The organism is Achromobacter sp. 1L-A-4-B-C2, assembly GCF_057291955.1.
Genome location: NZ_JBXAWP010000005.1, coordinates 224,038 through 241,916, shown reverse-complemented (window position 1 = coordinate 241,916; position 17,879 = coordinate 224,038). Strand labels below are relative to the sequence as shown.

Here is a 17,879-nt window from a genome sequence, read left to right as displayed (position 1 = left end):
AACGGCGCCGCGTCGCGCCAGATCGCGCCTTTGCACTTGTTCTAGCGCGCCCACCTGGCCGGGGAAAAGCGATCCGCCATTAAAAGGCCGCCTCGGTCCAAAGCCATGTCGGCAAGGACCTCGCCCACGGCGGGCGCGATTTGGAATCCTCCGCCCGAGAACCCAAAAGCGTGCAGAAGCCGCGGCACTGTGGCGCTGAAGCCGATGACGGGGTTCTTGTCGGGAAAGTACCCTTCGATGCCGGACCAGCAGCGGATAATGCTGGCGCGGGCAAGAGCCGGCAAGATAGCGGGAGCGGTGCGCCCAAGCTCGGCCATTGCGGCAGGGCCAGGACGGCTGCGGTCGCCCGGCAAGGCGTGCCCGTAGCCGCCGCCCATGACGAAATTGCCGCGCCCCACTTGCCTTGCGTAAAAGCCCCCGCCTTCAACTCCCAGCGAAACGTCGATCTGTCGCGTAAGCGGTTCGGTGACGAGCATGGTGGGATATTTGACCTGCAAGGGTAAGACGTCGCCGAACCAGCCGGCAGCGACGGCGCCCCAAGCGCCGGCTGCATTGATCACCGTGCCGGCTCGGATCTGGCGGCCATCCGCTGCGGTCAATAGGAAGTCGCCGGCCTGCGTGTCCGCATGGGCAATTGCGCAGTGCTCCAGCAGCAGGGCGCCGGCACGCGCGGCGGCGTGGGCGAAGGCGGGCGCGACCAGGCGGGGGTTGGCCTGGCCGTCCTCGGCACACAGCGAGCCGCCGACGACATCGGGCGCAAGCGCCGGAAAACGTCGGCGCAGCGCCGCGCGATCCAGGATATCGAGGCCCAGGTCGAAGTCGCGGACCTTATCGCGATAGGCGACGAGCTTGTCCAGGTCCGCCTGCGAGCGGGCAAGCTTGAGGTGTCCGGTGCGCACATATTCCGCGTCGGTGCCGATCAATTCGGGAAGCCTTGCCCAGATGCCGTGGGCGCGCTGGGCAAGGTAGAGCTGTTCGATGTTGCGGCCCTGGCGGCGCACGCCACCGAAGTTGACGCCACTGGCGCGCGCGCCGCACAGGCCGCGCTCGATCAGGACGGTGGCGACGCCGGCGCGCCGCAAGGCAAGAGCGGCGCTGGCCCCGACCAGGCCGGCGCCGATGACGGCGACGTCGGTGTGCAACAGGGTCATGACGGATCCTTGCCCAGGACGGCGAATGGCAGCGGTTTGACGGGCGCCTGTCCTCGCATCCGGCCAACGGCCGACAGCGGAATCCGCCGGCAGTCCGCTAGCAGTTCGGCGGCGCCGCTCTGGCACATGCGGCCCTGGCACAAGCCCATGCCGATGCGGGTCAGGGCCTTGAGGCGGTTGAGATCATCGACGGCGTATTGCCGGGCGACAGCGCGCAGTTCGCCGGCGCGCACTTCCTCGCAGCGGCAGACTATGACGCTGTCATCGCAGCCGGTGCCCGTGCCCGACAACGGGAAGGCGCGGTTCAGCCCTTGCCGGAAGCGTGCCAACGCGGCCTGCTTGCGGGCAAGCCAGCGCAGTCTTGCGCCATCCACGCGGATGCCGCTGTCGGCCAGCATGGCAAGCGCGCTGCGCTCGCCGGAAAGCTTCGCCAGCATGGCGCCGCCGATGCTCGCGCCGTCGCCGGCCAGGTAGACGCCGGATACCGTGCTGCGGCCGTCGGCGTCGCGCCGGGGCAGCCAGACGCGCTGGGCCGCGTCGAAGTCGAAGGCGCAGTCAAGCAGGTCCGGCAACTGGGTTTCGGGGCGCAGGCCGTGGCCGACCGCGAGCGCGTCGCACGCGAAGTCGCGCTCGGCGCGGCCGATGCGCGCGCGCACGCCTTCGACGCGGGTCGTGCCTTGCGCGGCGAGCAGGTCGGCGGAATGGTGCACGGGTACGCCGTTAGCGCGCAGCCACCCCAGGTAGTACAGGCCCTTGGCCAGCGTGCCGGGCTGGTTCAGCAGCGCGGGCAGGGCGCTTGCCTGTGCAGCCAGGGGCGCGCTGTCCAGCACGGCCTGCACCTGCCCGCCGGCGCGCGCGTACTGATAGGCAACGAGATACAGCAGCGGGCCGGTGCCCGCGAACACGATGCGCGGCCCCAGCAGGCAATGCTGACCTTTAAGCGCGATCTGGGCGCCGCCCAGCGAGAAGACGCCGGGCAGGGTCCAGCCGGGAAAGGGCAGGACGCGGTCGGTGGCGCCGGTGGCGATCAGAAGGTGCGAGTAGCGCAGCCCATCAAGGTCGCCGTCACGCACCAGATCGAGGTGCTCGGGCGTGGCGTTCCAGACGGCCGTCCGGGCGCGGTAATCGGCCTGCCCGCGCAGCTGGGCACCCGCCGCGTGGATGGCGGCGGCTCGCTTGTGTTCAAAGCCATAGCGTTGGCGCGCGCTGCCGCGCGGCACCAGGCTCTGGCGATAGATCTGGCCGCCCGGCAAGGGCGCCTCGTCGATGATGACGGGTCGCACGCCATGACGCAGAAGCGTTTGCGCGGCGCGCACGCCGGCCGGCCCGGCGCCCACCACCACCATCCGCGGCTGGGTGCTAGCCGAAGATAACGCGTTCATGGGCATGCTCCGGGCAGGGTGTCGACCAGGGCCATGCCATCCTCGGCCAAGGTGGAACAGGCGCGCACGCGCTGGCCGCTGGAGAGATGCACCCAGCAGTCCTGGCAGGCGCCCATCAGGCAGAAGCCCGCGCGCGGCGCGCCCGCGCCCAAGGTGGTCCGCAACCGGTCGCCGGCCAGCAGCAGCGCGGTCAGCACGGTGTCGCCGGGCTGTGCGGCAATCGGCTGGCCGTTCCAGGTCAGGCGCAGGGCGGGCCCGGCCTGCGGGGCGACGCGGCGCAGCAGGGCAGTCATGCGCGCGGCTCCGTGGCGCCGGCCTTCTCGGCCTGCATCTGCGACAGGGTGCGGTCGGGCAGGATGATGTCGGCGTCGTACACAAGATCCAGGATGGCGGGCAGCCGGCGCTCGCGGGCGTAGGCCAGCGCGGCGTCGTAGGCTGGTGCAAAATCCTCGGTGGACGCGACCCGGCGGCCGAAGGCGCCATAGCTTTGCGCCAGCAGGGCGAAGTCGGGATTGACCAGGGTCGTGGCCAATGCGCGGCCAGGGTAGGCCCGCTCCTGGTGCAACCGGATGGTGCCGTAGAGCCCGTTGTTGAACACCAGGATGACGATGCCAAGCTGATGCTGCACGGCAGTGGCCACTTCCTGCATGGTCATCTGAAAGCAGCCGTCGCCGGCAAAGCAGATGACCGCGGCGTCGCGGTCGTGCAGCTTGGCGGCGATGGCCGCCGGCAGGCCGTAGCCCATGGCGCCCACGGCAGGCGCCAGCTGGCTGCCCAGCCCCTTGAAGGCGATGTGCCGGTGGGCATAAAGCGCGTAGTTGCCCGCGCCCACGGTGACGCAGGCGCGGGCGGGCAGCGAGGCCGCCACATGGCGGGCGGCCGCGTTGAGGTCGAGCGGGCCGGGGGTGGGCGGCAGCGCCGGCGCCGGCGCCGCGGCATGCAAGCCGCTACGACGCGCCTGCCAGCCGGGCGTGGGCGTGACTTCCGCAGCAGCCTGGGCAAAGCCGTCGATGCTGGCGGCAATGCCCAGCGCCGGAGTGCTCAGCCGGCCGATCTCGTTGGCGTCGGGGTGGATGTGCACCAGGGTCTGGCGCGGCGTGGGCGAGGCTATCCACTCGTAGTTCAGGGTGGTCGGTTCGCACAAGCGCGTACCCAGCGCGATGACAAGGTCGCTGTCCATGACCACCCGTTTCTGGTGTGCGGGCATGCTGGCGCTGACCTGTCCGACAAAGTTCGGATGGTCATTGTCAAACAGCTCCAGCCGTCTCCAGGCGGTGGCGACCGGCAGGTCAAAGCGCAGGGCGAAGTCGCGTATCGCCGTGCGCGCGGCATCCGACCAGCGCGAGCCGCCCAGCAGCAGCAACGGCTTGGCAGCGGTTTCGATCATCTGCCGCAGCCGCTGCATGTCGGTCGGCGTGGGGCAGGCCTGCGGCGTTGCGGGGGGCGCGGCCAGCGGCGCGCTGGTCAGGCAGGCCAGCATGTCCTCGGGCAGCGCCAGCACCACGGGGCCAGGGCGCCCGCTGGTGGCAACGGTCCAGGCGCGCGCCAGGTATTCCGGGATCCGGTCGGCACGCTCGATCTGCGCCACCCATTTCGCCAGCGGCGCGTACATGGCGCGATAGTCCACTTCCTGGAAGCACTGGCGGTCGGCGGTATCGCCGCCGACCTGGCCGATGAACAGGATCATGGGCGTGGAGTCTTCACGGGCGGTGTGCACGCCGATGGCTGCGTTGGTGGCGCCGGGGCCGCGCGAGACGAAGCAGATGCCGGGCTGGCCCGTCAGCTTGCCGTGCGCCTCGGCCATATAGGCCGCGCCGCCTTCCTGGCGGCAGACAATGGATTCCATCGTGTCGCGTCGCGCGTACAGGGCGTCGATGCAGGGCAGGAAGCTCTCGCCGGGCACCATGAAGACCCGGCGCACGCCAAAGGCCTGCAATTGCGCGATCAGGGCTTCGCCGCCGCTGCGCGGCGCGGGCTGTGCGGCGCCGGTCATGCGTTTTCCTGTTCAAGGGCGCGGGCTACGCGCTCGGGCCCGTAGTCGCGCTTGGCGGCCGCGCGGCTTACCTTGCCGCCCACGATATCGCGGCGGATATCCGCCAGGCTTCGCTCGGCTGGCGCGCCATAACCGCCGCCGCCGGGCGTTTCCAGACGCACCGAGACCCCCGCCGGCAGGGCGTGGCCCGAGATCTTGTTTGGCAGGCGTTTTTCGTCGGCGCGGCCCGGGTTCTGGATCAGGCGCGATGTGCCGCCGGTCAGGCCGCCATCCAGCCCGGCCGCGCCGAACAGCGCCGCGTCGCAACGGATGGTGCAGGCCAGCTGATCGTGCAGCGAGCGGATCTGGCGCGCGATGCCCATGCCGCCGCGGTACTTGCCCGCGCCGCCCGTGTCGTTGACCAGTGCGTATTCGTCGACCAACAGGGGGTACTCGATCTCCAGGGCCTCGGCGGGCAGATTGGATGTATTGGTGACGTTGACCTGGATGCCGTCCATGCCGTCGCCACGGGCGCGCCCGCCCGCGCCGCCGCCCAGCGTTTCAAGATAGACGAAGGTGCCCTTGCCGTCGCGCATGGGGCCCGAAAACAGCATCGATGGCATGACGTCGTTGGACGAGGCCATGCCGCGGCCAGGCGGCAGCAACTGGCCCAGGGCGCCGATCACGGTGCCGGCCACGCGCTGCGCGGTGGTCACGCGCGCGCCCACCGCGGCGGGAAACACCGGATTGGTGATCGTGCCCTCGGGCGCGCTGATGGTGATGGGCTGGAACAGGCCGTTGTTGGGCATCAGCTCGGGGTCGAGCATGGCCTTGACGGCAAAGTACACGCTGGCGTTAAGCGCACTGGCCGGCAGGTTGAAGGCGCCGCGCGCCTGCTTGCCGGTGCCGGTAAAGTCCACGTGCAGCTGGCCGCCCCGCGCGTGTACGTTCGCCTGTATCACCACCGGATCGCCGCCCATGCCGTCGTCGTCCATGCGTTCGGTGAAGGACGCGCTGCCTTCGGGCAACTGGGCGATGCGGTTGCGCAGCCGTCGCTCGGTGTAGCGCAAGATGCCATCGATGGCGGACAACACCGTCTCCAGTCCGGACTGCCGTACCAGTTCCAGCATCAGCCGGGCGCCCTTGTCATTGGTGGCGATCTGCGCCCGGATGTCGTGCATGCGGTTGTCCGGCTCGCGCGTGTTGTGCGCGATCATTTCCAGCAGATCCAGGTCCAGTTCGCCTTGCCGCACGATACGCATGGCCGGCAGGCGGATGCCTTCCTCCCACACGGTCTTCAGGTGATGGGAGGTCGAGCCCGGCACGGCCCCGCCCACGTCCGTGTGATGGCCGATGTTGGCGGCAAAGAAACGCAGTGCGCCGTCGCAGAAAATGGGCGATACGACGGTGATGTCCGGCGCGTGGGTGCCTCCGGCCAGATAGGCGTCATTGCACAGGAACGCGTCGCCGGGGCGGATGCCGGCGACGCCGTAGCGGCGCAGCACGGCGTCGATGCCGCCCGACAGCGAGCCCAGGTGCACCGGCACGTGGGCGGCCTGCGCCACCAGTCGGCCGGCGGCGTCGAACAGCGCCACGGAGCAGTCTTTGCGCTCTTTGATGTTGCTGGAAAAGGACGAGCGGATCAGCGTGTTGCCCATCTCTTCCGTGATGGACAGCAGGCGGTTGCTGAAGACCTCCATCTCGATGGGGTCGAAGGCGTCGGTATCGGCGGCAGTCGGTGCGGTGGTCATGTCGGTTTGCCTTAGGGTTGGAGAGTGACGACAAGGTTGCCGTAGTCGTCGGCGCGCGCTTGCTGGCCGGGCAGGATCACAGTGGTCGAACTCATTTCCTCGATGACGGCCGGCCCTTCGACAGGCGCGCCCGTCGGAAGTAGGGCGCGGCGGTAGATGGGCGTGTCGGCCCAGCCGGCGTTTTCGAAATAGACGGGGCGGTGCTCCTTGACCGCGCCCGCCAGGCTGGCGCCGCCGGCCACGTGGGCGATCGGCGCGCGCGGCACCAGGCCCACCGCGCGCACGCGGCAGTTGACGATCTCGACCGAGCGGCCGGTGGCGTCGTAGCCATACTCGCGGATGTGAGCCGCGCTGAAGGCGAGCACAAAATCGGCCAGCGGTAACAGCCGCATGCCCTCCAGCGGCACCGGGATCTCAAAATTCTGGCCCTGGTAGCGCGCATCGATGACGGCCGTCAGGCGCTGGGCGGAATCGCCCACGCCTTCGTCCGCCAGCCACGCGCGCGCCTTGCCGGCCAAGGTGTCCAGCGCCTGCTGCACCGCCTGCCAGCCCGCGTCGTTGGCGCTTGCCATCAGCGTCTGGACGAAGTCCATTGAGATGTCCGACAGGAGAATGCCGCGCGCGCACATGGTGCCGGGCTCCTGCGGGATCAACAAGGTGCCTATGCCGCAGTCGCGAGCCAGCTCGGCCGCGTGCAGGCCGCCGGCGCCGCCAAAGGCGCACAGCGCAAACTTGCGGATGTCGTGGCCACGCTCGGTCGACACCGCGCGCACCGCCCGGGCCATGTTCGAGTTGGCGATGCGCAGGATGCCGTAGGCCGCCTCTTCCAGGCTGATGCCCAGCGGCCCGGCCACTTGTTCCTGAAGCGCGGCGCGCGCGCATTCGGCATGCACGGCCATCCGGCCTTCAAGCAACGCCACGGGATTCAGGCGCCCCAGCACGACGTGCGCATCCGTCAGCGTGACGGCCGTGCCCCCCCGGTTGTAGGCGATCGGCCCGGGCACGGCGCCTGCGCTTTGCGGGCCCACCTTCAGCGCGCCCGCATCGTCGATGCGCGCGATGCTGCCGCCGCCCGCGCCGATGACGTGCACGTCGACCATCAAGGTCTTCACCGGATAGTCCGCCACCAGGCGGCTGGAGGTGAACAGCGGCTGCAATTCGGCCACCAGCGACACGTCGGTGCTGGTGCCGCCTACGTCGAACGTGATTAGGTTGTGAAAACCGGCCGCCTGTCCAAGCTCGGCCGCGCCGATCACCCCGGCGGCGGGCCCGGACACGCAGGTCCGTACCGGCGCGGTCAGCACCGATTCCACCGACATCAAACCGCCGTTGGAATGCACTGTCGTCGGAGGCACTCTCACACCCATGCCTTGCACCGAGTCGACCAGGTTGCGCATGTAGGCGGCCATGCGCGGGCCAACGTAGGCGTTCAGCGCCGTGGTCGACATGCGCTCATACTCCCGAAACTCGGGCAGGATTTCGCTGGATACGCTGAGGTACACGCCCGGCAGGTGTTCGGCCAGGATTTCACGTGTGCGGCGCTCGTGGGCATCGTTGCGGTAGCTGTGCATGAAGCAGATGGCGACCGCTTCCACCTGCGCGGCGGCGAGCTGGCGCGCAACCGAGGCGACCTCGTCCTCGTCCAGCGCCTGTAGCACGCTGCCGTCGGCGGCCATGCGCTCGCCGATTTCGAAGCGCCACTCGCGCGGCGCCAGCGGCTCGGGCTTGATGACGTTGTAGTCATACAGGTGCGGACGGGTCTGCCGGCCGATCTCCAGCACGTCGCGAAAGCCGCGCGTAGTCACCAGCGCGCAGCGCGAGCCGCGGCGTTCGATCACCATATTGGTGGCCACGGTCGTGCCGTGACCCACGTGCGCCAGCTCGTCGCCCGAGATCCCGTGTTCGCGCATCAGGTGCGCCAGGCCGCTCTGGATGGCCTCGGACGGGTCATGCGGCGTCGAGGGCACCTTGAAGTACGAGAGCTCGCCGCTATGCTCGGCCAACAGGGTGAAATCAGTGAAGGTTCCGCCCACGTCGAAGCCGACGCGGAAACGGCGCTCGCCGGGAAGGGATGCAGTCTGGGTCAACGCTAATCTCCAGGAAGCTGGCGCGGACGCGCGCCGATGCTAGGGTGACCCGAATCTTATCGACGCTGCATCATTCCTTCTAATCAAAGATTTGCATTGATAATCATCATCCTGGTGAATGACGGCGGATCAATAAGCGTGCGACTCGGCACCCTGCGCCGGATCGAACAACATCCCTTGCGCCTTGCACACCTTCAGGATTTCTTCGCGTAGCCAGCGGTGCGAAGGCAGGTTGTCGGAACGCTCGTGCCAGATCAGGTTGACCGTGCGCGGAATGAACGGGAATGGGGCTTCGATGGCTTCAAGCTGGTGGCTGTGCGGGCTGTTGCGTACGGCGTTGACCGGCACTACGCAGATCAGGTCGGTCTCGGCGAGCAGGCGCGGGGCCAGCGCGAATTGATTGATTGTCAGCACCGCATTGCGCTTGTAGCCATGGGCGGCCAGTTCGTGGTCGACCAGCGCCGATGTGCCCAGCAAGCTGACGACCAGATGGCGGGCGCGCAAGAAGTCGTCCAGCGTGAAACGTGGCATGGACAACAGCGGGTGTCCCTTGCGCATCGCGCACACATAGGTCAGCGTCTCAAGGGGCAGGGTGCGCAGCGACGAGCCGAAGTTCGAGTACACGCCGGCGGCCATATCGACTTCGCCCTTGTCCAGCAGCGCGGCGGTGTTGTCAAGCGAATAGGGGTGCAGGTGAATGCGGATGTTCGGCGCCACCATCTGTTGTTCAACGAACAGCGGCCGGATGACCTGGTCGGCCACGTAATCGGACATGGCCAGCCGAAACACTGCCTCGGAACTTGCAGGGTCGAATTCGTTGCGCTCCAGTGTCTCGGCAATGCGGGCGAGGGCGTCCCGTATGGGGGGCCAGAGCAATTCGGCGCGCTGCGTAGGCAGCACGCCGCCCTGCACTTTGATGAACAACGGGTCTTTCAATGTCAGGCGCAGCCGGTTGATGGCGTTACTTACCGCCGGCTGCGTCATGTGCAGGGCGAACGCCGCCCGCGTGACGTTGCGCTCGGTCATGACGGCGTCGAAAATGCGCAGCAGGTTCAGGTCGATGGCATCGAGCACGGTATCCCCATATCGTTATCAGTAATGTTGATGACGTTTTATTTTAATTGTTGATTGGTCATATAACACCGTACCGCTTAACCTTGCCCGAGTTCCTGCGCAGTTCACATGCAACTTGGGTAATCAATCGATGATAAAGAACCTGAAGTTTCTGACCGCCGCCTGTGTGGCAGCCCTGGCTGCCTCGTTTCCAGCCGCTGCGGACAACTATCCCAGCAAGCCCATCACCATCATCCTGCCGTATGCCACGGGCGGATCCGCCGACATGCTGGCGCGTTTTGCCGCCCAGGCGGTGCAAAGCGAGCTGGGGCAGCCCGTCATCGTTGAAGCCAAGCCGGGTGCCGGCGGCGTGCTGGGCACCGAGCATGTGGCCAGGGCAGAGCCCGACGGCTACACCTTGGCCCTGACCGCCAGCGGCACGATGGCAGTCAACCCCTACGTCTACAAGCTGCGCTACAAGCCCCTGGAGGATTTCAAGCAGATCACGGTGCTGGTGGACCTGCCTTTCGTCGTGGTGACGAACAACGCGTTTCCCGCGAAGACGCTCCAGGAATTCATCGATTACGGCCGTCGCAATCCCAACAAGATCACGTTCGGAAATGCCGGCCTGGGCACCCAGCAGCATCTGACACAGCTGATGTTCGCCCGCGCGGCGGGCATCCAGATCAACATCGTGCCCTACAAGGGAAGCAGCCCGGCGATGAACGACCTGCTGGGCGGCCACATCGACGCGGTCCTGGACAATACCGGCGTGCAGACCCCGTTCATCAAGGCGGGCAAGGTGCGGCCGCTGTTCGTCACGAACCCCGAGCGCGTAGCGGCGCTGCCTGACGTGCCTACCGCGCCGGAAGCCGGGATGCCGGGCTTTTCGGCCGTGGCCTGGTTCGGCCTGGCGGCGCCCAAGGGCACCCCGGACGCCATCGTTGAAAAGATCCAGGCCGCGATCGCGCGGGAGTTCGCCAAGCCCGAGATGAAGCAGCGCCTTTTGGACCTGGCCATGATCCCTCGCGCTTCCACGCCCGCCGATACCAGCCAACGCGTCAAGGCGGACCTGGAGGCATTCGGCAAGATTGCCAAGGAAGTGGATTTAAAGCCGATGTGAGTTCAGCCCGCAATGCGCGCGCGGGCGCATAGAGGTGCGGATCAGGAACTCGGAGCCGCGTCCGCGCAACCGCGAGCAAGGGGGGGCAAGGATCAGACCGCGATGTCGGGCCCATGCGATCCATGCGGCCCATGCGACCCGTGCGGATACGCCCCTCTGACCCGCATCCAGATGAACAAGCCGGCAAGCAGCATGACACTGCCTCCCGCAATAAAAACGCCCTCAATGCCTGTCAGGCTGAACATGGCACCGCCGGCCGCGGCGCCCATGGCGATGGAGGACTGCACCGACGCTACGACCATTCCGCCGGCACTTTCAGCCTGATCCGGCACGGCGCGCGCGACCCAGTTTGACCATGCAACCGGTACGCCACCGAACGCGAGGCCCCATGCCGCAACCAGCGTTGCCTGAACCGGTAGGGACGCGGGGAAAAGCGCCATCGCCAAGGCACTGCCACCGACCAGGGCCGGCATGAGGGCCAAGGTCACAGATAAGCTGCGCTGCATCAGCCAGCCTGCGAGCATGGTGCCCGCGAAATTCGCCACGCCGAAGCCAAGCAGCATCAGCGCCAGCCCGTTCGTTCCCACGCCGGCAGTGCTTTCCAGGAACGGCCGAATATAGGTGAAGAGAGCGAAATGGCCCGTATGCGCCAGAATGCAGCCCAACATGCCAAGCGCGATGCCGGGCCGCAAGAGAACGTCCAAGATCGTTCGGAGGCGCGCGGGCCGGCGCGGCGCCATCTTCGGTAACGTGAACCATTGGAATGCCAGGGTCAATACACCCACCGCCGCAGCGGCGACAAAGGCGCTGCGCCATCCAAACTGGCCACCAAGATAGCTACCCAACGGCACGGCGACCACTGTGCCCACGGCAATGCCGCTGAAGATGATCGATAACGCGCGTGGCAGGAGCGCCGTCGGCACCAGTCGCATGGCGACAGCCGCCGCCATGCTCCAGAACCCGCCCAGGGCGATTCCAAGTAGAACGCGCATCAAAAGCAGCACCCACATCTGCGACGACGCCGCAACCAGCAGGTTGGACACAATCATTAAAGTGGAAAAGCCCAGCAGCACCGTACGGCGATCGAGGCTGCGGGTAAGACCGGGCACCAGCAAGCCTGCAAATAACGCCACCACCGCAGTCACCGTCACAGCCTGTCCCGCCATGGCCTCTGATACGTGCAGAGCTTCTGCCATGGGCGTCAGTAGGCTTGCCGGCAGATACTCCGCGGTCAACAGGCCGAATACACCCATCGCCAGCGAGAACACTGCGGTCCATGCCGCTGACACCGGCTCAATGTCCCCCGGGCTTGCTGAACCTTCGGGGTTTGAAACATCAACAACACTACGCATTGCACTCATCCTAAAAAATCAGTGAGTGCAGTCTAGGACGTGTGCTTGGGATGATCTATGATGCGGCGTACTAAGTTTTTGATAGAAAATCCGATGCTGGCCTCACAGAATTACGCGCTTCCTCCGCACTTGATTAGTGAGCTGCTTGCCGGAATGCGTCTGCGCGGGGTGCAGTACCGGCGGGTGCAGACCGGGCCTAGTTTTGGACTGAGCATTGACGCGAAGGCCGGCCACGGCTTCTTCTACTACTTGGCGGTGGGCTCCGCCGTGCTACGTACCGCTGAGGGCGGCGTGCACGAATTGAGTGCCGGCAATGCGGTGTTTCTGCCCCATGGGCAAGCTCATCAATGGCTTTCCGCCGACGACGCGGACTTGCAGGATATCGATACGCTTGAAGCCGCCTTGATCGGCAATTCCGTCACCGACGTGGATGCGTGTCCAAGCACCAGCAGCGTCCCCAGCGCAATTTTCTTTTACGGTTGCATGGAATTCGACCTTGGCGGCATGCGGGCTTTGGGGCAGCTGATGCCGGATGTCATGTGCGTGAACGCCGACAGCGACCGCTTTCCTGGCATGGTTCCGATTCTGTCCGCGATGAAAGGCGAGATCTGTTCCAGACGCGTGGGCTTCGCGGACATTCTGGCGCGACTGGCCGAAGTGGTCGCCGCGATGATTGTCCGGGGATGGATCGAGTGCGGTTGCGACAATGCCTCCGGCCTGGCCGCAGCGCTGCGGGATCCACGGCTTGCGCGCGCCATCCTCGCCTTGCACCGCCAACCCGCCCGAGATTGGAAACTGGCTGAGTTGGCGGGCGAGTGCAATATTTCTCGCTCTGTTTTTGCCGAGCGATTTCATGCAACGGTGGGAACGCCACCGCTGCGCTACGCCAACGAGTTGAAGATGCGTCTTGCCAGGCAATGGCTGACGCACGACAGGCTGCCGATCGACACGGTAGCCGAGCGCTTGGGCTATACGTCGCAAGCAGCATTCAGCCGTGCGTTCAAGCGTGTTACCGGTCTGCCCCCAGGCGCCACCCGTCGGGCCTGATCAGCGCGGCGGCCCCCTTGGCCAACCCGTAGAAGCTGGCGAACTGGTCCAGAGGGTCTTCGATCTCCAGGCCGGCGCCAATGCAGTGGATGTGCAAGCCTGCGCGCGGCGCAAAGGTTGATGCGCCGTTGACCAGCAAGGTCCAGTGCGTGCCGTTAAGCAGGTTGAACAACCGCGTTGGGCTGCCGCCCGCGCCGCGCACAACGGCATCGGGCGCGCGACTGCCCGGCTCAAGTCGGCTGTCAGCTTGCAATGGAAGCGATAGCGGCGACGTCGGGTACCCGATGTCCAGTTGCTGGACTTCCCGGGTCCGCCTGTTGTCCCCGGTCTTGAAACCCGCAAGCAGTCGGGTGGACAGGCCGAGCACGTCCGCGGCCACGGGCCGGCGTTCGGCTTCGTAGGTCTCCAGCAGCGCCTCGGGCGCGCCGGCGAGTACGGCGGCCAGTTTCCAGCCCAGGTTGTAGGCGTCTTGCACGCTGGTGTTCAAGCCTTGCCCGCCGGTGGGCGGATGGACATGCGCCGCATCGCCGACCAGGAACACGGGGCCATGCCGGTAATGATCGGCCAGCCTGGCATTCATGTTGTAGGTCGAAGACCAGGCAACGCAGTGGACCGTGATGTCCGTGCGCGCGGTGTGCAGGGCAACGCGTTTTGTCAGCGCGGCAGCGGACAGGTCGACGTCGCCCTCAAGAGGGACCGGCGCCTGGATCTGGAACAGGTCGGTGCCTGCAAGCGGGCAGATGGCCAGGGGACCCGCGCCATGACCGTTGAACTGGTGCCACCTATCGCGCGACAAGCCTTCCAGCACGACATCGGCCACGATGGCGCGCACCCCTAACGTCTTGCCCGGAAAGCCGATGCCCAGCGTGCGGCGCACCAGACTGCGCCCGCCGTCGGCGCCCACCAGATAGCGAGCGTGGACCCTCTGCTTCCCGTCCGGGGTGGCCAGCACGGCTTCAATCCCGTCGGCGTTGATCTCCATCCCGATCAGCTCGACACCAAACTCCGGCGCACGGCCCAGTTCCAACAGCCGCTCTCGCATGATCGCTTCGGTCTTGAACTGCGGAACCATCAACGGAAGCGGATAGGGCTCGGCGGGCGTAGGTTCGGCAACCGTCGTGACTTCCTGATCCTCATGACTGCCGTCGGCCGAGTATTGGCGAATCGTGGGGTAGATGCCACCGGCGGCCATGGCCCGGTCAAGGATCCCCAGGTCTTCAAATACTTCCTGGGTGCGCGGTTGAATCCCTTTGCCGCGCGAGCCCGCAAAGGGAGAAGGGAGCTTTTCGATCAGGGCAAAGCGCACGCCGCGCCGCGCCAGTTCTATTGCCAGGGTCAGGCCGGCAGCGCCGGCACCGCAGATCAGGACGTCAACGGGGTTACGCATGTCGCTCTCCAAGTATGTGTAATATGCACACATTAAAAGGGGAGTCTATGGTCACCAAAAAGAAAGTGCAAGATACACATATCTCCGCGCAGCTGAAGGACCTTCATCGGTCCTTGATCACGATCGTGAGCGTGATGAACCGCCCCAGGAACGACGAACGCCTGATCGCGGAAGCGGGCGTGCAGCTGGACCAGGCGCTGTTTCGCCTATTGGTGGTGATTGAACGGGTGGGGCCGATCGGCGTGGTCGATCTGGCGGACCGGCTTGGCAGGGACTACACCACCATTAGCCGCCAGGTCGCCAAGCTGGAACGCATGGGGATGGTGATGCGGCACGAGAATCCGGACGACCGCCGGATGCGCGAAACGGTAGTGTCATCCGAGGGCAAGGCCGTGACCGACAAGCTTGATCAGGCGCGCGAGCGCCTGGCAAAAGGCATCTTTCAGGACTGGGCCGCCGAAGACATCACGGACTTGGTACGTCTGATGCGCAAGTTCGCAGAGGCGCTGGAACGGGGTACAGAGGGTTGATCGTCAAGACGGCGTTGCCCGGATCACGTCAGATTCAACCCACCATCCGACAGCAGAATTTCCCCAGTCAGATAGTTCGACTCAACCAGCATCGACACCGCCTGCGCAATATCCTCCGGCTTCGCGGCGCGCCGCATCGGTGCGCGTTCGCGCCATAACTGCTGGGCTGCGGTCCAGTCGGCGGTCAAGGGCGTATCGACCAAGCCTGGCGCGACGGCGTTCACGCGTATATCCGGGGCGAGCGAGACCGCCAGCAAGCGCGTGACGTGGTTTAGCGCCGCTTTCGTTGCGGCGTAGGGAATCGACGCGCCTTTGGGACGAACGCCTGCATGCGAGCTGACGTTGACCACGCAGGCCGGTGTGCCGGTTGCGGCGGACGCGCGCAGCGCGGCCTCGGCCAGCGCGATGATACGGAACGGCGCGATGACATTGACCTCGTGCAACGCGTGCCAGATGTCGGGGGTGGCTGCTGCCATATCCGCATGCGGCACCACGCGGCTGATGCCCGCGTTGTTCACGACGACATCCAGGCGGCCCCAATGCGCCACGGCTTCGTGCACCAGGCGGACCCGGTCTGCGTCTTGGGCAAGGTCGGCTTGCACATAAGCCGCCAGACCCAGTTCGCGCGCCATGGAGATGCCCACGTCCACCGAGCTGCGCGAGTGCAGAACGACTGCGTAGCCGTCTTTGGACAGCCGGCGCGCAATGGCGGCGCCGATGCCTGACGTTGAGCCGGTGACAAGAGCAACACGCTGTGTTGGGGGCATAGAAAGGTCCCATGAAATGGAAGGCGGGAGTTTACCTGCCGTGGGCATGCCGCCGGCGCACCCGGTGGGGGCGGCGGGCCTTCCAACGCTGCGAAGCGCCGACCGCAACGGGATGGGTCGGGAAGGCATCGCCGCTTAGCGCTGCAAACTCGCTCCATGGTCCGCGATGCTTTGCTGAATGCTGGCGACAAACCTTGCGATGACGGGATTGGTGTCGCGCTCGCGATAAACCAGCGCGATGCCGATGTTGGACGATTCGGGCAAGTCGTTCAGGGGCCGGAATTCGACGTCGGCCGGCATGAACTCCGCGTTGATCGACGGGACCAGCGCGATGCCCAAGCCGCTGCGCACCAGTCCCACCACGGTTTGCACCTGGACGGCTTCCTGCGTCACTCGCGGCGACACGCCGGCTTCGCGCAGCAAATGCATAACGGCGGCGTTCAGGCCGCCTACGCGCGACGGCGTATAGCCGATGAAATCCTGATCGCGCAACTCTTGTAGCGACAGCGATTGCTTGCGCGCCAGCGGATGATCCGCGGGCATGGCCACGCAGAACACGTCGCGCGAAATGGGTTCGAAGACCATGTTGCTGGGATGCGTAGTCGGTTCGCGCACAAAGGCGACGTCCACGGTTTCCGCGTCGATCATCGACAGCAGGCCCAGGTTGGTCGATTCGCTGAGGTCCAGCTTGATGTGGGGAAAGCGCCGGCTGAAATGCTGGATCAGGCGCGGCAGCAGGCTGAAGGTCAGGGACCCGATAAAGCCGATGCGCAAGCCGCCGCTTTCACCGTTGGCCGCCTGGCGCGCAGCGGTGATGACATCGGCCGCGCTATCCAGGCATTTGGTCGCCGCCGCCAGCGCCGCATGCCCGGCCGGTGTCAGCTTGACGCCGCGCGACCCGCGCTCTAGCAGAGCCACGCCGATTTCGTCTTCCAGCTTGCGGATGGCGACCGACAGCGGCGGCTGCGCCATGAACAGGCGTTCAGCGGCGCGGCTGAAGCTTTGCGTCTGGGCAACCGCCACGAATTGTTTGAGTTGACGCAGTTCCATCGTGATTGACCTTGTGAGGCGGGGCAGGGCGGGCGCGGCGCGGACCAAGCCGCCGGCGAGGTATACACAGAATGAATAGAAGTGTACATGCAAAGTATTTGATCAAGTATGGGTGGCATCTCTAGGATGGGCACCTAAAACAGCACCTGCGCCGTCCATGACGGCGCGGTCATAACACCTGGAGACAACCCTATGAAACTCGCCCGCCGCGTGTCGGCCGCCATTGCATTAGGCTTTGCCGCGCTATCCGCCACCGCCTTGCCGCTTGCCCCCGCACATGCCGCCGCACAGGCCGCGGACTACCCCGACAAGCCCATCAAGATCATCGTTCCCTATCCGCCCGGCGGCACCAACGACATCGTCGTGCGCTTGGTCGGCAAGAAGCTGGGCGAACAACTGGGGCAGCCGATCATCGTCGAAAACAAGGCAGGCGCGTCGGGCAACATCGGCGCCGAAAGCGTGGCCAGGGCGCCGGCCGACGGCTACACGCTGCTGCTGGTTACGACCGGGCACGCCATTCATCCGTCGCTATACAAGAACCTGCGCTACGACATCACGAAAGACCTGATGGGCGTGAGCCGCTTGTCCAGCGGCCCCATGCTGGTGATGGTCAACCCCAAGCTGGGCATCAACAATATCCAGGACCTGATCGCCCGCGCGAAAACCGAGCCGGGCGCAATGTTCTTTTCCAGCGCGGGCAATGGTTCGTCCACCCACCTGACGACCGAACTACTGGCCAGCAAGGCCGGCATCAAGCTGACCCATGTGCCGTTCAACGGCAGCGCGCCAGCCATGTCGGACGTGATGGCCGGCAATACGCAAGTCGTACTGGACTTGATGTTCTCGGCATTGCCGCAGGTGCAGTCCGGCCGCCTGAAGGCCATTGCTATCACGGGAACGGCGCGGTCGCCCCTGTTGCCCGACGTGCCCACGGTGGCGGAATCCGGCGTGGCCGGTTTCGACGCGGAGGTCTGGAATGGCCTGATGGCGCCCGCAAAAACTCCGCAGCCCGTCGTCGACCGCTTGAACGCCGAGTTAAAGAAGGTGCTGGCCGACCCCGACATCAAGACCCGCCTGGACGCGCAGGGCTTCCCCGCCAGCTGGTCCACGCCGGCTGACTTCGACAAGCAGATCGCATCCGAGATCAAGCGCTGGGCGCCGGTTGTCCAAGCGTCGGGCGCCACCGTCCAGTAAGCCATGCCGGGCGGTCGCCATCATTGCGGCCGC

Annotated in this window: 15 protein-coding genes; 4 read left to right on the top strand and 11 right to left on the bottom strand. The window is 66.1% G+C overall.

Annotated elements, in window-relative coordinates:
* Nucleotides 1-41: 41 nt before the first annotated feature.
* The 7 genes from AC0Z35_RS23140 to AC0Z35_RS23110 form a co-directional block, all read right to left on the bottom strand.
* On the bottom strand, nt 42-1,151 hold the full coding sequence (locus AC0Z35_RS23140) for an NAD(P)/FAD-dependent oxidoreductase (RefSeq protein ID WP_319301743.1): 1,110 nt from the start codon (nt 1,149-1,151) through the stop codon (nt 42-44).
* Nucleotides 1,148-2,533, bottom strand: coding sequence for an FAD/NAD(P)-dependent oxidoreductase (locus tag AC0Z35_RS23135; protein ID WP_485132919.1), 1,386 nt, complete (start codon nt 2,531-2,533; stop codon nt 1,148-1,150). Before AC0Z35_RS23135 ends, AC0Z35_RS23140 begins: the two co-directional genes overlap by 4 nt.
* Nucleotides 2,530-2,826 carry a (2Fe-2S)-binding protein gene (locus AC0Z35_RS23130; protein WP_319301739.1) on the bottom strand — a complete coding sequence of 99 codons (297 nt, stop codon included), beginning with the start codon at nt 2,824-2,826 and terminating at the stop codon, nt 2,530-2,532. Before AC0Z35_RS23130 ends, AC0Z35_RS23135 begins: the two co-directional genes overlap by 4 nt.
* Entirely contained in the window at nt 2,823-4,526 is a 1,704-nt protein-coding gene (locus AC0Z35_RS23125) for a thiamine pyrophosphate-dependent enzyme (protein ID WP_319301737.1), read from the bottom strand. The genes AC0Z35_RS23130 and AC0Z35_RS23125 overlap by 4 nt, the downstream gene beginning before the upstream one ends.
* Complete coding sequence (locus AC0Z35_RS23120; RefSeq protein ID WP_319301735.1) at nt 4,523-6,256, bottom strand: hydantoinase B/oxoprolinase family protein; 1,734 nt, start codon at nt 6,254-6,256, stop codon at nt 4,523-4,525. The genes AC0Z35_RS23125 and AC0Z35_RS23120 overlap by 4 nt, the downstream gene beginning before the upstream one ends.
* Nucleotides 6,257-6,267: 11 nt before the next feature.
* Nucleotides 6,268-8,343 (bottom strand): hydantoinase/oxoprolinase family protein, encoded by a 2,076-nt coding sequence (locus tag AC0Z35_RS23115; protein WP_319301733.1) that lies wholly within the window; start codon nt 8,341-8,343, stop codon nt 6,268-6,270.
* 129 nt (nt 8,344-8,472) lie between these two features.
* On the bottom strand, nt 8,473-9,417 hold the full coding sequence (locus tag AC0Z35_RS23110) for a LysR family transcriptional regulator (protein ID WP_104145270.1): 945 nt from the start codon (nt 9,415-9,417) through the stop codon (nt 8,473-8,475).
* Nucleotides 9,418-9,547: 130 nt separating this feature from the next.
* Here AC0Z35_RS23110 and AC0Z35_RS23105 point away from each other — a divergent pair, with 130 nt between their 5' ends.
* A complete protein-coding gene (locus tag AC0Z35_RS23105) occupies nt 9,548-10,519 on the top strand; it encodes a Bug family tripartite tricarboxylate transporter substrate binding protein (RefSeq protein ID WP_319301730.1) in 972 nt (323 codons plus the stop codon).
* Nucleotides 10,520-10,611: 92 nt separating this feature from the next.
* Here AC0Z35_RS23105 and AC0Z35_RS23100 read toward each other — a convergent pair whose 3' ends face one another.
* Entirely contained in the window at nt 10,612-11,871 is a 1,260-nt protein-coding gene (locus tag AC0Z35_RS23100) for an MFS transporter (protein ID WP_319301728.1), read from the bottom strand.
* Nucleotides 11,872-11,964: 93 nt separating this feature from the next.
* Between AC0Z35_RS23100 and AC0Z35_RS23095 the strand changes: the two genes are divergently transcribed.
* Nucleotides 11,965-12,918 (top strand): AraC family transcriptional regulator, encoded by a 954-nt coding sequence (locus AC0Z35_RS23095; protein ID WP_485132920.1) that lies wholly within the window; start codon nt 11,965-11,967, stop codon nt 12,916-12,918.
* Here the strand turns inward: AC0Z35_RS23095 and AC0Z35_RS23090 are convergent.
* The gene (locus AC0Z35_RS23090) at nt 12,881-14,305 is read right to left on the bottom strand and encodes an FAD-dependent oxidoreductase (protein WP_485132921.1); all 1,425 of its coding nucleotides are present in this window, start codon (nt 14,303-14,305) and stop codon (nt 12,881-12,883) included. The two genes, AC0Z35_RS23095 and AC0Z35_RS23090, sit on opposite strands and share 38 nt — an antisense overlap.
* Nucleotides 14,306-14,352: 47 nt before the next feature.
* On the opposite strand from AC0Z35_RS23090, the gene AC0Z35_RS23085 reads away from it, so the two are divergent.
* Nucleotides 14,353-14,835: a MarR family winged helix-turn-helix transcriptional regulator gene (locus AC0Z35_RS23085; protein ID WP_046806359.1), complete on the top strand. Its 483-nt coding sequence runs from the start codon at nt 14,353-14,355 to the stop codon at nt 14,833-14,835.
* Between the two features lie 23 nt (nt 14,836-14,858).
* Here AC0Z35_RS23085 and AC0Z35_RS23080 read toward each other — a convergent pair whose 3' ends face one another.
* Both AC0Z35_RS23080 and AC0Z35_RS23075 read right to left on the bottom strand, forming a co-directional pair.
* Nucleotides 14,859-15,602, bottom strand: a complete 744-nt coding sequence (locus tag AC0Z35_RS23080) for an SDR family NAD(P)-dependent oxidoreductase (RefSeq protein WP_485132922.1) — start codon at nt 15,600-15,602, stop codon at nt 14,859-14,861.
* Nucleotides 15,603-15,737: 135 nt separating this feature from the next.
* Nucleotides 15,738-16,652: a LysR substrate-binding domain-containing protein gene (locus AC0Z35_RS23075; RefSeq protein WP_314355794.1), complete on the bottom strand. Its 915-nt coding sequence runs from the start codon at nt 16,650-16,652 to the stop codon at nt 15,738-15,740.
* A gap of 192 nt (nt 16,653-16,844) precedes the next feature.
* Between AC0Z35_RS23075 and AC0Z35_RS23070 the strand changes: the two genes are divergently transcribed.
* Complete coding sequence (locus AC0Z35_RS23070; protein ID WP_485132923.1) at nt 16,845-17,846, top strand: tripartite tricarboxylate transporter substrate binding protein; 1,002 nt, start codon at nt 16,845-16,847, stop codon at nt 17,844-17,846.
* Nucleotides 17,847-17,879: the final 33 nt, after the last annotated feature.

Excerpts from the sequence above, each read along its gene's own strand:
- AC0Z35_RS23100 (WP_319301728.1), bottom strand. The coding sequence starts at position 11,871 with ATGCGTAGTGTTGTTGATGTTTCAAACCCCGAAGGTTCAGCAAGCCCG.
- AC0Z35_RS23070 (WP_485132923.1), top strand. The coding sequence starts at position 16,845 with ATGAAACTCGCCCGCCGCGTGTCGGCCGCCATTGCATTAGGCTTTGCC.
- AC0Z35_RS23125 (WP_319301737.1), bottom strand. The coding sequence starts at position 4,526 with ATGACCGGCGCCGCACAGCCCGCGCCGCGCAGCGGCGGCGAAGCCCTG.
- AC0Z35_RS23140 (WP_319301743.1), bottom strand. The coding sequence starts at position 1,151 with ATGACCCTGTTGCACACCGACGTCGCCGTCATCGGCGCCGGCCTGGTC.
- AC0Z35_RS23080 (WP_485132922.1), bottom strand. The coding sequence starts at position 15,602 with ATGCCCCCAACACAGCGTGTTGCTCTTGTCACCGGCTCAACGTCAGGC.
- AC0Z35_RS23085 (WP_046806359.1), top strand. The coding sequence starts at position 14,353 with ATGGTCACCAAAAAGAAAGTGCAAGATACACATATCTCCGCGCAGCTG.
- AC0Z35_RS23135 (WP_485132919.1), bottom strand. The coding sequence starts at position 2,533 with ATGAACGCGTTATCTTCGGCTAGCACCCAGCCGCGGATGGTGGTGGTG.
- AC0Z35_RS23095 (WP_485132920.1), top strand. The coding sequence starts at position 11,965 with ATGCTGGCCTCACAGAATTACGCGCTTCCTCCGCACTTGATTAGTGAG.
- AC0Z35_RS23120 (WP_319301735.1), bottom strand. The coding sequence starts at position 6,256 with ATGACCACCGCACCGACTGCCGCCGATACCGACGCCTTCGACCCCATC.
- AC0Z35_RS23105 (WP_319301730.1), top strand. The coding sequence starts at position 9,548 with ATGATAAAGAACCTGAAGTTTCTGACCGCCGCCTGTGTGGCAGCCCTG.
- AC0Z35_RS23075 (WP_314355794.1), bottom strand. The coding sequence starts at position 16,652 with ATGGAACTGCGTCAACTCAAACAATTCGTGGCGGTTGCCCAGACGCAA.
- AC0Z35_RS23090 (WP_485132921.1), bottom strand. The coding sequence starts at position 14,305 with ATGCGTAACCCCGTTGACGTCCTGATCTGCGGTGCCGGCGCTGCCGGC.
- AC0Z35_RS23130 (WP_319301739.1), bottom strand. The coding sequence starts at position 2,826 with ATGACTGCCCTGCTGCGCCGCGTCGCCCCGCAGGCCGGGCCCGCCCTG.